The following is a 14834-nucleotide window of genomic DNA, read 5'->3' as shown; positions in this document are numbered from 1 at the left end:
TCAGGTACTGTGTGTCGTCCGCCCCCGTACGGGGGTGAACGCAAAAAAACCCCCGGTGCTACGAACACCGGGGGCCACGCTCGAACTCTCCTAACCGCCCATCCCTGAACGATTGACCCGCGTGGCCTGGGATTCGCCGTCCCGTATGGCCCGCGAGCTGAGGAGCTCAGTGTCCAGTATGGACGACCCCCGGCCGAACGCGCCACACCTCACCGGGAACGGCCACCTGCCCTCGCCCGCCGACATCACCGCGATACCGCCACACGATGCGGCCGCCGAAGCCGCCGTGCTGGGCGCCTGCATGCACGACGCGGCCATGGTCGACACCGTGCGCAACCTGCTCGACGGGCCCGACTTCTACCGCCCGGCCCACGAGACGGTCTGGCGTGCGATCCTCGCCCTGCGCAGCGAGGGCAAGCCGACCGACCCTGTCGTCCTCTGCGATCGGCTGCGCGCGCAGGATGATCTGGAGCGGGTCGGCGGCACGGTGTACGTCCATCAGCTAGCCGGCGCCGCACCCGCGGTCAGTCACGCCGTCCACTACGCGGGCATCGTGCGGAAGATGTCCGACCTGCGCCGTCTGCGCGCCTCCGGCATACGTACCGTGCAGCGCACCATGGAGCCGGGCGCCGACCCCGACCTGATCCGCAGCGAGGCCGAGGCGGAGGTCCGCGCCGAGCGCGAGCGGGCCCTTGCCTCGGGCCAGGGTCGGCTCTCCCGCTACATCGTCGACGGGTGGTGGTTCGTCACCGAGACCGGCGCCGACAAGGAACCCCTGTGGGGAACCCGCGCGCAGACGGCCTGGGCCTCGGGCGAGAGCCTGATGATCGTCGGAGCACCGGGTGTCGGCAAGACCACCCTGGCCCACCAGGTGATCATCGGCCGCCTCGGACTGGCCGACCGAGTCCTGGACATGCCGGTCGCGCCGGGCAAACGCGTGCTGTACCTGGCCATGGACCGGCCCCAGCAGATCGCCCGCGCCCTGGCCCGACGCGTCGAGCCCGAGCACGAGCAGCGCATGCGCGACGGGCTAGTCGTCTGGCAGGGCCCATTGCCCGCCACCCTCGACAAGGAGCCCGACCTCCTTGCAGACCTCGCCGCCGCCCACCAGGCCGACACCATCGTGATCGACAGCCTCAAGGACGGAGTGAGCACCCTGGTGGACGACGCTCTGGCCAGCGCGTACAACAACGCGCGCCAGCGAGCCATCCGCAACGGCGTCGAGGTCATGGAACTGCACCACCAGCGCAAGGCCGCCGAGGGCACTCCCCGCGCCCAGCGACCGGCACTCGACCGCGTCTACGGCTCGACGTGGATCACCTCCGGCGCGGGCAGCGTGCTGTTCATCTCCGGAGAGGCCGGCGATCTCGCGGTTACCGTGCACCACCTCAAGTGCCCGACCGGCGAGATCGGTCCCCTCCAGGTCATCCACGACCACGAACGCGGCACCACCACGGTCGATCCCGCCCTGGATCCGGTCGAGATCCTGCGCAAGCGCCCCGACGGGCTGACCGTCCGCGAACTCGCCACCATCCAGTGCGGCGAGAACAACCCCGACCGCGCCGCCACCGAGAAAGCCAGGCGCACCCTGGACCGCCTTGTCAAAGCCGGACTCGCAGCCAAGGCCGAAGGAACCGCAGGCGGCACCGGAGGCGGCCAGCAGGCCCGCTACCGCGCCTCGGCCCGCCACATCGGCGCCGTCTCCTAACCCCACACGTCAGGCGCCCGGACCGTACACGAGGGCGTACACGCGCCCCTCCCCCGCAACCGGGCCCACGCCACGGCTCACGCGTACACGCTCACCGCGAATCCGCTGGTCAGACGTTCACGCAACCACACACGCCGTACACGCGGCTCAGCGTTCACGCGCGAGCCCCCCTTTAGAAGGGGGCTCGCGTGTACGCCCCCCTCGTGAACGCCGTGAACGCACCGGCTCCCCAGTCCCACCGCAACACCCTTGGAGTACCCGCCCACATGCCCCCGGCCCCGAACCCCGCGCCCGGAAGCACCTCCATACGCATCGGCATCGCCCTGCTCGGCGCCGTCGCCTTCGCTCTCTCCTACGACGCCCTGCGCCAAATGGCCATCGCCAGCCACGTGCGCGGGCTTCTCACCTACCTCTTCCCCCTCGTGATCGACGGCTTCATCGCCATCGGCATCGTCGCCCTGCTCATCCTGCGCACCGCCCCGCTGCGCTCCCGCCTGTACGTGTGGACGCTCGTCGGCGCGGCTACCCTCACCAGCATCGGGGCCAACGTCGTACACGCCGTCGGCCTCAACGAAGGGACCCGCCTCCAGCTCAACAACGTGACGGTCGGCGCCCTGTCGGGCATTGCCCCACTTGCCCTCGCCGGCGCCGTTCACCTCTACCTCGTCATGAACCGTCATCTCGGCGGCAACGGCGCCATGGCGGAGGCGCGCCCCGCCACGCCACCCGCCAAATCCGCCATGCCAAGGCCGGACCACCAGATCCGCCACGAGCAGGCCGCCGCCAACAGCACCCCGCCCGCCAAGGCGAACAACACACCCACCCCCGAGGCGAAGCCCGCCACGGTCATGACGCCGACCGCAAAGAAGGCGCCCAAGACGGGCCAGCGCAAACGCACCGTCCCCGAAGAGGAACTGCTGGCCATTGCCCGCGCCATGGGCGCCGAAACCGGCCAAGTCCCCCGCCCCGCCTTGGAGAAGGCGGTCCGCGCCAAGGGCTACACGATCAACAAGGACGACGCTCAGAAGGCCGCCAACACCGTCAAGGCGGAACTGAACGCCGCCGAGAACGCCGTCGCCGCATGACCGCCACGGCAGAACGTCAGGCTCGGACGGATCACGTTCCGCCGACGCATGGCACAGCCATCCGAGCGTCGCCGGCGGCCCGTGCCCCAGCACTGCGGCGCTTCACCTGAACCACGCCAATCCCCGAGTCCGCCACTTGTGGCCTTCGCAGAGCCAACTCCAACTCGGCCGTCCCCGACCCCGGCTCCACGGCGGCGAGTACGGCCCACATCGCGCACGACTCCATGGAGACGAACCGCATGCATGACGAGCACCGCGAACTCCCCACCCCCAAGCGGGGGATGACCACCACCCCAGCCACCCAGCCAGCAAGGTATCCCGTTGGACCGTCCAAGGGCCGGTCCAACGAGGGCCCCTCCGCCCCGGGGGTGGCGGAGGGGCTCGGGCACCAGGGGATGCCCGAGGAGGACAAGCTCGTCGAGACCCCCGCCTTTCCACTGACACGAGCAGCCGATGCCGCCGCACTGCACCGAGTCGCCCGCCGCCGTCAGCGCGAACCCGTCCAGCGCAAAGAGCGCGTCGACGTGCGCTACAGCGCCGACGAGAAGACCGCGATCCTCGCCAAGGCCCGGTCCCTGAACATCGCCGGCGCCCACTACGTCGGCGCCGTCGTCATGGCCCACCTCCACGGTGACCTTGCTCTGCCCGGCCAGCGCACCCCACTGGACGACTACATCGACGAACTGACCTCCCTGCGCAGGGAGGTCGCCAGGATCGGCCACAACATCAACCAGATCGCCAAGAAGCTCCACTCCGGCGGCCATCCACACCCTGGGGACAACGCCGTGCTGGCCCAGGTAGAACCCACCTTGGACGCAGTAGGCGCCACCGTCCTCCACATCGCGTCCGCCGCGAACCAAGCCGTCGCCCAAAGGGCCGCCCGATGATCGCGAAGATCAGCGGCGGCAAGGACACAGCCGGTCTGATCCGGTACCTGTTCGACACGAAGAAGGCCAAGGACCACACCGACCCCCACCTGGTCGCCTCCTGGGACGGCTTCGCCCCCGACCCCGGCCGCGCCGACAACTTCGACGCCACTCGAAAGCTCCTCGTGGCCGACCTCGACCTGCACGTCAAACAGGCCCGGCGACTGGGCCACGCCCCCGAGAAGCACACGTGGCACTGCTCGATCCGGGCAGCCGAGACCGACCGCCACCTCAGCGACGAGGAGTGGGCCGACATCGCCCGCCGGGTCGTCGCGGCCACCGGCATCGCCCCCGACGGAGATCCGGACGGCTGTCGGTGGGTCGCCGTCCGCCACGCCCCCGACCACATCCACATCGCCGCCACTAGGGTCCGCGCGGACCTGCGCACCGCCCGCCACTGGAACGACTACCTCACCGCCGACCGCGAACTCGCCGCCATCGAGAAGGAATACGGCCTCTTCCAAGTTGCCCGCGGTGACCGCACCGCCGCCAAGCGCCCCACCCGCGCCGAACAGGAGAAGGCCCGCCGCGCTGGCCACGACAAGACCGCCCGCGAACGCCTGCGCACCACCGTCCGCACCGCCGTGGCCGCCGCCTCCACCATCGAGGAGTTCGTCGACCTGCTCGGCCACATCGACGGCGTGCTCGTCGAAGTCGTGCACTTCCCCTCAGGCGACGTACGGGGATACAAGGTCGCCGTCGCGGACGACGTCCAAGGCCCCATCTGGTACTCCGGCTCCAAACTCGCCCCGGACCTGTCCCTCCCCAAGATCCAAGAACGCCTGGCGAGCATGGGGCCGCAGCCCACCAGCCAGTCGGGCACGCGCAGGCCCAACCCCTGGCACCAGGCCACCGCCGCAGCCGAATGCATCCCCCACCACCTTGACCAGGTCGACGACCAAGCCTCCCAAGCACACCTGGCCGCCTTCGGTGAAACTCTCGACGCCCTTCTCCTTGTCACGCCCCAAGCCGTACGCCCCCAACTCCGAGAGGCAGCAACCTCGTTCGAGCGCGCCACTCGCTCCCGCATCCACGCCGAACATCACCACGCCCGGGCTCTGCGCGGCGCCGTACGCGCGATGCTCCGGGAACCTGCCCCCAAAGACGGCGCTGTCCTGGCGATGTTTCTCGACGCCGCGATCCTCGTCGTCATCGCCGCCGCCCGCTGGCACCAACTCCACCACCACGACCAGCAGGTCGCAGCCGCCCACCAGACCCTGCTCCACCTCAAAGCCGCCTATGGTCAAGCCGCAGCCGCCCCCTTGGCCGCTCTCGCGCAACGCCGACCACCCCAGAAGACCGTGGACCAACACATTCGGCACCTGCATCAGACCGTGCCCGTCCATGCCGAGCAGGTCGTCGAAGACCCCGCCTTCGGCGCCCTCACCGCCGCCCTCGACAAGGCCGAGGCGGCAGGCCACGATCCGCAGCAACTCCTCCAACAGGCCGCCGACCAGCGTGCCCTGGACGACGCCGACTCTCCCGCACGAGTCCTGACCTGGCGCATCCAACGCCTCAGCGCACGGCCGGCACCCAGCGCCCGAGCCCGTGCGGCACAGGCCCGCAGCGCCACCGCACAGCACACCGGCGCTTCGGTTCCGACAGCAGCCGCCCCAGCCCCGCAACAGCCAGCACAGGCACGGCCGCGCTCCCGGTGAGGCCCGACGATCGGGTTCCGGCGGAACCCCGTCTGTGTCGTCGGTAAACCCCACAACACGGAGGCGCCTTTCGGTCATTGTTCGATCCGAATGTCTCTGTGCGCCGCTTGTGCGGGTTTGCGCTATGGCAGCGCTTGCCATGCGCGAGGACGATGCCCCTCTGCGTCCGCCGTATTCAGGTGTCGCGGTGGGGCATCGAACACACGGGGGTGGAGGACTTGTCCTACGCGGAGCATCATTCTGTCTTTTCGGCACCAGCGGTGCCGTTGGGGACTGCGACTGATGCGCGGGAAGTGATCAAGCATGGGGTCTATACCGAGGAGATCACCCGCCGGTTGAGCGCTGCGGCCTTCGCCCGTACGGACTGGCTGGCCGTGTTACGCGCCGAACTGGCCCGGCTGTGGAAGGAGTTGAAGGCAGCCGTACGGAAGCGGTTTCGGTGGCTCTTTCCTCCCAAGGAAGCGGAGAAGGCCGCCGGTTCCTCCGAGCCGGTACCACCGTCGGTCGTTGTGGGTGAGGACTACGCGGTCTGGGTTCGGCGGAGGATCAAGAAGTCGAAGCGGCCGGTGCCGGTGTACGGCTTCCACCAGGAGCCCGTGGTGGAAGCCTCGGACCGCGCCATACGCCATATGCGGAAACGGCGATGGTCCGTCGCTGCGGTAGTCGCGGTTGTCGTCTGGCAGGCCATCGCCGGCAGCCTGACGGTGGGGTGGGCCGCCCTCACTCTGATCGTCGGGGTGTGGGGCGTGTACCTGGTCGAGCGCTACCTGGCACAGACACGCCTCAACGCCCTGTTGGCCGGGGAACTGCACGCGGCTCCGACAGCCGTTCAGGCCCACGCTCTGCCGTATCTCCGCGAGCGCCGCCAGAGCGGCGACCGGGACCGCTTTCTCGGAGCGGGTCTTCAGGCATGGCCGCCCGCGGTCATCGGCATCGACGTCGAGCCAGCCCCCGAGAACCAGGATGTCGGAGACGACGACACCGGACTGCCTTCGGGACTCGCTTCGCCAGCACAACGCCCGGGTCAACCCGACATGGCCGAGGTGGCAAAGGCCGTTCTGGATGCCCTGTCTCAGCACAACAAGCCAGTGGCCCGCAAGCCGCTGAAGCACTTCACCGTGGCCCAATTGCACACGCATGTCGCGCGCCGACTGGACGACCCGGCACCCGCCCATCACCGCGATCACCCCATCCCACGCATGGAGGTCATCGGCATCGCCGGCATCCACTACAAACGCTGGGACCAGATCGACGACGACGCCTGGCGCACCCTGCACGCCCTCGCCGAAGACAACATTGGCGACAAGCCCGTTGAGGAGATCGCCCGCCGCTATATCTGGGCCCGGGTCACCGCCTGGAACGGTGATCTCATCGCCGCCGTCCTGGTCCACCTCGCCTACCAGGGCGGCTTTCTGCGCGTCACCGTCCGGCCGCACATCATGGCCCCGCTCAACCCGAAGGTCGCCGGTCTCAAGCCCGCCGACCCGCGCAGCCTGAGATGGCTCGGCCGCACTGCGTTCAACGCCCTCGGTGACGTCTACGTCGGCCTCGACAGGCTCATCCGTCGCAAGGCCCGCAAACGCCCCGAACTCGACACGGGCAGCGGACCGGTCAGCCTCCGCGAGGTCTACAGCGTCCGCTGGATCGAGGACATGCACACCAATGACGACGCCCGTTACTACGTGCAGATGATGCAACGCCGCGTCTTCGACTCCACCGAGATCTTCCTGCGCGACCACAACGTCGACATCGCCGCCTACCAGCAACAGGCCACCGCGATCTACAACTTCGGCGTCATGAACGGCGGCACCATGATCGGCCCCGCACAGGCCGCCCCGTTCTCCCAGAACCCCTCCCAGAAGAACTGACCCGCGCCCCCACCAGGAGCCTCGCATGGCCATCCGCCGCCAGCCCGACCCAGTTCCCAACGGACCCAACTTCGGCATCATCAACACCGGCAACATGACGGGACCCGCCCAAGCCGCGGCGTTCTCCCAGAACGTCAGCCAGACCAACAACATCACCAACGAAGCCGTCGACAAAGCCCGCGACAGTATCGACGACCTCCGACGGCGCCTGGAAGAATTACGCGGCCAATACCCCGAGGTGGACGCCGCCCTGCGCGACCTCGCCATGATCACCCCGCGTCTGGACGAACCCGACCGCGACCCCGGCACCCTGCGCTACATGCTCCAGAACCTCGTCGAGCGCTGCGGCGGATTCCCCAACCTCCTGGCCGCAGCCCAACTCGTCCAATCCACCGTCATGGCACTACTACCTGGATCCTGACCACCCCTGGCTGCGGTTACCGAGCGAGCCGGGGTTCCAGCAGGTCCAAGGCTTCCTCCCAGCGGAAGCGGTCCGCACCGCCGCCGGCCTTCGGCCGGTGCGGCTCGTAGCTGCCGATCAGGATGCCCATCTCGCGCAGCCGCTCCAGGCTCTGCCGGTACGCGGGGTGGGCAGCCTGGGCGGAGTTCAGGTACGGCAGCACGGCGACCGGTACGCCCATGGCGGGGGCTTCGCACAGGATGCCCAGGGCGAGGTTGTCGGAGATCCCGGCGGCCCATTTGTTGACGGTGTTGAAGGTGGCCGGGGCGACCGCGATCGCGTCTGCGGGGCGGGTCGGGCGCGGTTGGTCTGGTGTCCGCCAGGCCGAGCGGATGGGGAGACCGGTCTGTGCCTCGATCGCGTCGACGTCGAGGAAGCCGAGCCCTTGCGGGGTGGCGACGACACCGACGTCCCAGTTCCGCTCGTGCGCTGCGGTGATCAGCTTGCCGACGTCGGCGGCGACCCCGGCCGCGCAGACGACGATCTGGAGGAACGGCTTGTCGGGCTGGTCACTCACGCGGGCACTCCCAGTTGGCGGCTGAAGTGGTGCAGCTCGGGCAGTGCCCGGCGCCGGTCGCGGGCTGCCATGTCGGCGACCAGTTCGCGTACGGCCGGGCGGCGGATGTCCTGGGCCGCGCAGCTCTCGGCGATGCGCAGGGCCTGGTAGCCGTCGGCGAGTCTGCCCTGCTGACTGTAGGCGCGGGCGGTCTCCACCCAGAGCGCGGCCCGGCGCTCAGGGACGGGAATGTGGCGCCGCATGAGTGGCCGCGCGGTTTCCAGCGCGATGCCGGCGTCGCCGAAGGAGACGGCCGCGCTGATCTCATGCAAGGCCACGTTGGTGGGGCTGAAGTTCGCCCAGGCGTCGGGTCGGTCGAAGGAGACGTAGCGCGCCACCTCTTTGGCCTCGGTGAGGAAGTCCTGGGTGGTGGCGCGATCGCCGTTTCTACTGGCGGCGGTCGCCCCGCGCAGCAACAACAGGCCGACCGCTGCCAGATACCGGGGCGAGCGCTGGTCGTAGGAACCGGTGAGCTGGTCGGCAGTGTGGCGGACCATGTTCACGGCCGGGGCAGTGTGCTTCTCGCGCACGAGGACGTGGGCGTGAACGCGGACACTGGCGGCGAGGACGATGGGATCCCCCGACCGTTCCGCCTCGGCCATGGCCCGACCGGCCGCGAGCCAGGCGTTGCCCTGATCAGCGCGCTTCAGCAGCAGACTCACCGACGTCTGGTACGCGGTGGCGAGCAACCCGGACGCCTCCGCAGAGCCGGATGAGCCGCCGGCGGTATGGCGCAGGTCGGTGATCAGACCCGGCAGCGTCCGTTCCAGATCCGTGTAGTCGCACGTGCAGAACATCCGCCGTACGTCCCGTGTCCGGTCCCGTAGCTCGTCGATGTCCAGGGCTTGCCCGGTGGCAGCAGGGATCGTGCCTGGCAGCAGGACCTGTACCAGGTCGAAATGGGCTGCGGTGGACGACGGCGGAGCCGCGAGAGCTGCGACGCTCGCGGCCAGGAAGGTACGGCGGTGCATGTCCTCTGTTCCGGGGTCGGCGGGGCTGGTGTCGGAGGAGGCGGCGAGACCTAGACGGTGCGGTGGAATGTCCAGCACCTGCGCGATCTCGCGCAGCGTGCGCACGTCCTCGGTGCCCCTGCCGCTCTCCAGACGGCTCACCTTCGACTGGTGGTACCCCAGGGCGGCGGCAACCTCCGTCTGCGAACGCCGCTGTAACACGCGGGCCTGACGGATCACTTCGCCGATCCGTCTCGCTTCACTCTGTGCCTCGGCCATCTGTGCCACGGCCCCTTCTGCCGTCGCCGATCCTGCCTGCTCAACCGAGCCTAACCGAGCGGCAATTGACCGCGATGCAGCTCCTGCATAAGTCATGCGGCGCCGGCACACGGCGTGGCCCCGCCTGCCTCCGAAGCGGTTGCGTGGAGCTGCCACACCGATCCAGGAGGCCGCTCATGGAAGCGCATCAGATCCATTTCCCCGTTCACGGCACACCTGCTGCCGCCAGCTCCGCGCGGCAGCAGCTCGCGATCGGGATACGGGCCTGGGACGCCTCTCTCGATCAGGAACTCCTGGAGACAGCGGAGTTGGTCGCTGCTGAGTTGCTCGCCAACGCGGTACGGCACGCGGGCCACGGCCCCATCTCGGCCGGCGCCTGTCTGAGCGACGAACGCCTGCTGATCGAGGTGACCGATGCCAGCTCCAAGGCCCCACAGGTCGGACTGCCGGACGCGGAAGAGGAAGGCGGGCGCGGCCTGTTCATCGTCGCCGCCCTCGCGGACCGCCACGGGATCGAACCACTGCCATCCGGCAAGCGGTGCTGGGCCGAGTTCAAGGTCAGCGGCCCGGACCAGCCCTCACGATGCCTTCCCCTGCAAAGGAGTTGACGGTTGACAGCCGTACGGATCCCCCCAGTCGCCGCCGAAGTGGTCGCCATCCGGCCCGGCACTCCCCTTGCCGGTTCCGTAACTGTCGACGGGTCCAAGAACGCAGCCCTGCCACTTCTGGCCGCCGCCGCGGCCATGCACCGCCCAGTGCACCTGGGCAACGTCCCGACAAACACCGACGTCGAAACGATGCTCACCCTGCTCCAACAGTCCGGCTGGCACACAGCCCGCCCCGTCTCCGATCCGCACACCGCGGTCATCCTGCCCAGCGACAGGCCGCAACCTGGGCCCGACCCCGAAACCGCCGCACGCATCCGAGCCTCGTACTACCTCGTACCAGCGCTGCTCGGTGCATACGGACGGGCCCGACTTCCCTGGCCAGGCGGATGCCGGATCGGGGAACGCGGCATGGAACAACACTTCACGGTCTACGAGCACTTCGGCGACCGTACGACCATCGACGACCGGGGCTACCTCGTGGAAGCAGCCCCCGCACGGACCGGAACGGTCTCGATCATGCTGCCCTTCCGCTCCCGAGGCGCGACCATCGCCGCCGTCCTGCGCGCCGTCGTGGCCGGACGGCCACTGCGGCTGGGAGGACCCAACCTCTCGCCGGAAGTCCTCAGCGTCGTAGAGGCGCTACGGCTGGCCGGATGGCAGTGCCGAGTCAGCGAGTCCCTCCTCTCGCTCGCACCCCCACCGTCTGCCCCTCCGGAGCCCATCGCCTGGAAGGTGCCCGGCGACAAGATCGAGGCAGGCACGCTGGCCTGTGCCGTTGCAGTGACGGGCGGCGAGGCACGTATCTGCGGCGTACGCGGCGAGGACGTCGTTCCCCTGGTCAGCGCTCTACGACAGCTCGGCGTGCCCGCGAGCACCGAGGACGACGTACTGACCATCCATGCCCACGACACCCGCCCCACCAGCCGGCCGCTACGAGCCGTCGCCTCCCTCGCCCCCGGCGGCCTGGACGCCGACTTCGAACCGCCCCTGATGGCCTTGGCCCTCACCCGCCCCGGCACCCATCTCTTCTCCGACACCATCAACCCCGGCCGCCACGGCAACCTACTGCCCCAATTCGCCCGCCTCGGCGCCGAGATTCACGACCTGTCGCCCACCAAGTGCCGTCTCACCGGTCCGCAGCAGTTGACCGGGACCGGAGTGGAGGCCACCGACATCCGCACGGGCTCCGCCCTGCTCATCACCGGCCTCACCGCACGCGGTGTCACCACGCTGGGCGGCCTCGACCAACTCCGCCGCGGACACGCCGATCTGCCCACCAAACTGCACGCCCTCGGCGCCGACATCTGCGAGGTCACCCCATGAGCCGACACTTACGGAAGATCATCGCTACGACCGACGTCCACTCGGCCTTCGACGCGGCCACGCCGATGCTCACCCACCTCCACACCGCCAGGGCCGAGAGCCTGATCGTGGACTGCGGCGACTTCTTCGAAGGGAGCGGCTACTACCGCTTCGGCAAGGGCCAGATCGAGCGCGAGATCCTCACCAGCCTGTACGACCTACTCGCGCCCGGAAATCACGGCTGGCCGCACTACTTCGAGCCAGGGCTGCACGAGATGACCGTGTGCGCCAACGCCTCCGACGCCAACGGCAAATCCCTCTTCGACCGAGTACGCATCAAGCGGATCGGCGGTCAACGGGTTGCCATCACTGCGGTGATGGGCCCCCAGGCGTTCAACACGATCCCCACCCGCGACCGCAACGGCCACCACGTCACCAACCCGGCTCATGCCCTGCGTGAGGTGATGCTGGAGAACCACCACCGAGCCGACGCCTGGATCGTGTTCTCCCACTCCGGCTTCGAGGAGGACCTGAAGCTGGCCGCAGCCTGCCCGTTCGCGGACGTCATCTTCGCTGGCCACTGCCACAGCGACACCTACGGCCCCGTGCGTATCGGCGACACCCTGGTCGTTAAGGGACGCGAACTCGGCATCGGTTACGCCACCGCAGAACCCGTTGGCAGCGGCTGGGCCGCTCGCACATGCACTTTTCCCAACACAACCGTAGTTCCCGAAGACCTCGCCACGGTGCAGGAGAAGATCTCCCGCGTTAGCCAGAAGCTGGCAAGTCCGCTCGGCACCGTGAACGAGCCCTATCGCAATAGGGAGTTGGACCGCAGCTATCTGCTGGGAGAGATCGCCAGCCGACTCCACTCCGGCCTCGGCGCGGACGCGGTCATCCTCAACGAGACCGCCCTCCGTTCCGTACCGCTCGGCGAAGTACTCACCCTCGGCGACCTGTTGGCCATCGAGCCCTTCGACAACCACCTCGTCCACGCCGTCCTTCCTGACGAGCAGGCCCAGGACCACGACAAGCTGCTCAGGCAACTCGCTGAATGTGTCGGCCCGTTGGCCATTGCTCCCACGCCCCTTCCGTCGGCGATGAGCAGCGTGCTGACGACGGGCTACCTCGCCGACAGCCACTTGGACGGTCGAACGCATCAAGCCGGACTCCGGCTCAGCCAAGCCGTACGCCGTCTCCTGGCTACCGCCTTGCCCGGCGGCGCCACCGAGGGAGGCGAGCAGTGATCCTCACCGGGCCAGAGATCACCGCCGCTGCCCGCGACGGTCGCCTGACCATCGACCCCTTCGAGTTGGAACAGGTCAACCCCAACAGCTACAACGTCCGCCTCGGTCCCACCCTGCTGACCTACGCCGACACCGTTATCGACTCCCACCGCCCCAACCTCACGCGTGAGATGGAAATCGGTACGGACGGATACGTACTCCAACCCGGCGAGTTGTACCTCGGGCACACCCTCGAACAGGTCGGCTCCAACTCCTTCGTACCGCTGCTGTTCGGCCGCTCCTCGGTCGGCAGGCTCGGCCTCTTCGTCGAAATCACCGCCCCCATCGGCGACATCGGCTTCCACGGCCAGTGGACGCTGATGCTCTCGCCAGTCCGTCCGCTACGGGTGTACGCCGGCATGAAGATCGCGCAGATCATGTTCTTCGTCTCCACCGGTGAAATCGACCCCTACCAAGGCAAGTACCAGACGGCCACAGGCCCGCAGCCGTCGAAGTTCTGGCGGGACGTCGCCCCGCTAGAGGCGGTCGCCTCGTGATCCTCACCGGCCCCGCGATCAGCGCTGCCCTCCAGACCGGCGAGATCACGATCGACCCGTACGATCCCGCCCGTCTCTCCCCGAACGCCTACGACTGGCGGCTCGGCGACACGCTCCGCGTATGCACCGGTGACCTGGACGCCGCCGCCCCGACCGCATTCGTCGAACAGACCATCCCTGTAGCGGGATTGGTGCTGAAGCCGGGGGTGCTCTACCTCGGTGTCACGCTGGAGAAGACCGGTTCGGAGGCGTACGCGCAGATGCTCAACGGCGATCGGACCATCGGCGCACTCGGCATCTGGGTCCATGTCTCCGCCCCGCTCGGCCACCAAGGCCACGCCATTCGCTGGACGTTGGAGATCCGCGCCGCCAAGCCCGTCCGGGTCTATCCGGGGATGACCTTCGGCAAGCTCGTCTTCCTCACCGCCTTCGGCACGCCGGCCAGCTACCAGCAGCAGTTTTCCAAGTACGCGGCGACCGACGGCATCGACATCTCCCGCCTTTACGAGGAGATCCCCGGAGGAGTCCTGTGAGTCCCCGCCCAGCCGCCGGGCCACTGGCCGCCACCCTGCTGGACCTGCCCGCCGGAAGTCCGGGCGGCAGCGTCGAACTCTTCCTCGACCTCTACACGGGCGAGTGCCCCCTTATCCCCGCACGGGCGTTCATGCTCGGCCCGTCCAACCCGAGGCGTCTTCTCCCCGCTGGGCTCGACCTGCTACCCGTGGCCGGCAAGTGCCTGGAAGGCCCGGCCTTCGGCAGCTACGTCACAGCCCTACGCAGGGCCCTCAGAGCCGCGATCGACCCAAACCAGATCGGCGTCCTGCACCTCCAGCACCTGACATTCGGCGCCACCCCAGCCCTGATCCGAGCCCTGCCCCTGCATCCCCGCATCGCTCTGGTCCACGGCACCGACCTGATCTTCGCCGAGGCCCATCGCGATCAACTCCGAGTCCTGCGCGAGACCGTGAGAGCCGCCGACGCCATCGTCGTACCGACAGAGGCAATGGCCGACCGCTTGCTCAAGCTCGCGCCGCAGACCGACCGTCGGAAGATCACCCACATCCCCTGGGGCATCCCCGACCACCTGCTCACCGCTCCGCCGCCCCGACCAACCCACGCCTCCACCAGCCACCTACGACTGCTGTACGCAGGACGGCTGACCGCCGAGAAGGGCGTGGCGGCCCTGATCAAGAGCTTGGCCCCTGTGCCAGGTGTCGAGCTGAGCATCGCCGCGCCCCGGGCCCAATTCCACGCCCTGGCCCCGCTGTTGAAACGGGCCGGCGTGAGGGCCCACTACCTCGGGTGGCTACCCCGTCCACAACTGTGGAAGGTGTTCGCCGAGCACGACGTACTGGTCATGCCGTCGACCACCCTGGAGGCCATGGGCCTGGTCGCGCTGGAGGCCCAAGCCTGTGGCCTGCCTGTCCTGTACCAACCTGTACCCGGCCTCAACGAGGCCCTCGCCGCCTCCGGAATGGCCACCGATTTCACCAACTCGGCTGCTCTCGCCCGCGATCTGGATCGGCTGCGAACCTCTACCTGCCTTATGTCTGCGCTGCGGCAGGCGGGCTACGCGAACGCTGCTCGCTACCCACTGTCGGTTGCCGCACAAGCTCTGATCGACCTCGGCCACCAACTCTCCTGAGCAGGT

At 68.7% G+C, this 14834-nt stretch carries 14 protein-coding genes; 12 read left to right on the top strand and 2 right to left on the bottom strand.

What is annotated here, in order from left to right:
* Positions 1 to 178: 178 nt before the first annotated feature.
* The 6 genes from OC490_RS29020 (at position 179) to OC490_RS28995 (ending at position 7666) form a co-directional block, all read left to right on the top strand.
* Positions 179 to 1708 carry a DnaB-like helicase N-terminal domain-containing protein gene (locus tag OC490_RS29020; RefSeq protein WP_262060985.1) on the top strand — a complete coding sequence of 510 codons (1530 nt, stop codon included), beginning with the start codon at positions 179 to 181 and terminating at the stop codon, positions 1706 to 1708.
* 188 nt (positions 1709 to 1896) lie between these two features.
* Entirely contained in the window at positions 1897 to 2793 is an 897-nt protein-coding gene (locus OC490_RS29015; protein ID WP_262060955.1) for a DUF2637 domain-containing protein, read from the top strand.
* A gap of 239 nt (positions 2794 to 3032) precedes the next feature.
* A complete protein-coding gene (locus OC490_RS29010; RefSeq protein ID WP_262060954.1) occupies positions 3033 to 3680 on the top strand; it encodes a MobC family plasmid mobilization relaxosome protein in 648 nt (215 codons plus the stop codon).
* Positions 3677 to 5377: a relaxase/mobilization nuclease domain-containing protein gene (locus OC490_RS29005; protein ID WP_262060953.1), complete on the top strand. Its 1701-nt coding sequence runs from the start codon at positions 3677 to 3679 to the stop codon at positions 5375 to 5377. Before OC490_RS29010 ends, OC490_RS29005 begins: the two co-directional genes overlap by 4 nt.
* A 293-nt stretch (positions 5378 to 5670) precedes the next feature.
* Entirely contained in the window at positions 5671 to 7245 is a 1575-nt protein-coding gene (locus OC490_RS29000; protein WP_262060952.1) for a hypothetical protein, read from the top strand.
* 25 nt (positions 7246 to 7270) lie between these two features.
* Positions 7271 to 7666: a hypothetical protein gene (locus OC490_RS28995; protein WP_262060951.1), complete on the top strand. Its 396-nt coding sequence runs from the start codon at positions 7271 to 7273 to the stop codon at positions 7664 to 7666.
* A 16-nt stretch (positions 7667 to 7682) separates the two neighbouring features.
* On the opposite strand, the gene OC490_RS28990 is transcribed toward OC490_RS28995, so the two are convergent.
* Complete coding sequence (locus OC490_RS28990) at positions 7683 to 8222, bottom strand: flavoprotein (RefSeq protein WP_262060950.1); 540 nt, start codon at positions 8220 to 8222, stop codon at positions 7683 to 7685.
* Positions 8219 to 9490: a helix-turn-helix domain-containing protein gene (locus tag OC490_RS28985; RefSeq protein ID WP_262060949.1), complete on the bottom strand. Its 1272-nt coding sequence runs from the start codon at positions 9488 to 9490 to the stop codon at positions 8219 to 8221. Before OC490_RS28985 ends, OC490_RS28990 begins: the two co-directional genes overlap by 4 nt.
* Positions 9491 to 9666: 176 nt before the next feature.
* Between OC490_RS28985 and OC490_RS28980 the strand changes: the two genes are divergently transcribed.
* Genes OC490_RS28980 through OC490_RS28955 form a run of 6 tightly spaced genes read left to right on the top strand, consistent with a single transcriptional unit; the run spans position 9667 to position 14828 of the window.
* A complete protein-coding gene (locus OC490_RS28980; protein ID WP_262060948.1) occupies positions 9667 to 10098 on the top strand; it encodes an ATP-binding protein in 432 nt (143 codons plus the stop codon).
* Between the two features lie 39 nt (positions 10099 to 10137).
* Complete coding sequence (locus OC490_RS28975) at positions 10138 to 11421, top strand: UDP-N-acetylglucosamine 1-carboxyvinyltransferase (protein WP_262060984.1); 1284 nt, start codon at positions 10138 to 10140, stop codon at positions 11419 to 11421.
* Positions 11418 to 12647, top strand: coding sequence for a metallophosphoesterase (locus OC490_RS28970; RefSeq protein WP_262060947.1), 1230 nt, complete (start codon positions 11418 to 11420; stop codon positions 12645 to 12647). Before OC490_RS28975 ends, OC490_RS28970 begins: the two co-directional genes overlap by 4 nt.
* Positions 12644 to 13183 carry a dCTP deaminase gene (dcd, locus tag OC490_RS28965; protein ID WP_262060946.1) on the top strand — a complete coding sequence of 180 codons (540 nt, stop codon included), beginning with the start codon at positions 12644 to 12646 and terminating at the stop codon, positions 13181 to 13183. Before OC490_RS28970 ends, dcd begins: the two co-directional genes overlap by 4 nt.
* On the top strand, positions 13180 to 13716 hold the full coding sequence (locus OC490_RS28960) for a dCTP deaminase domain-containing protein (protein ID WP_262060945.1): 537 nt from the start codon (positions 13180 to 13182) through the stop codon (positions 13714 to 13716). Before dcd ends, OC490_RS28960 begins: the two co-directional genes overlap by 4 nt.
* A complete protein-coding gene (locus OC490_RS28955; protein WP_262060944.1) occupies positions 13713 to 14828 on the top strand; it encodes a glycosyltransferase family 4 protein in 1116 nt (371 codons plus the stop codon). Before OC490_RS28960 ends, OC490_RS28955 begins: the two co-directional genes overlap by 4 nt.
* The last annotated feature ends 6 nt before the right edge of the window (positions 14829 to 14834 follow it).

Source organism: Streptomyces sp. STR69, assembly GCF_024519455.1.
Lineage (GTDB): Bacteria > Actinomycetota > Actinomycetes > Streptomycetales > Streptomycetaceae > Streptomyces.
Note: the sequence above shows the minus strand (reverse complement) of the source record. Positions and strands in the feature narration are given on the sequence as shown.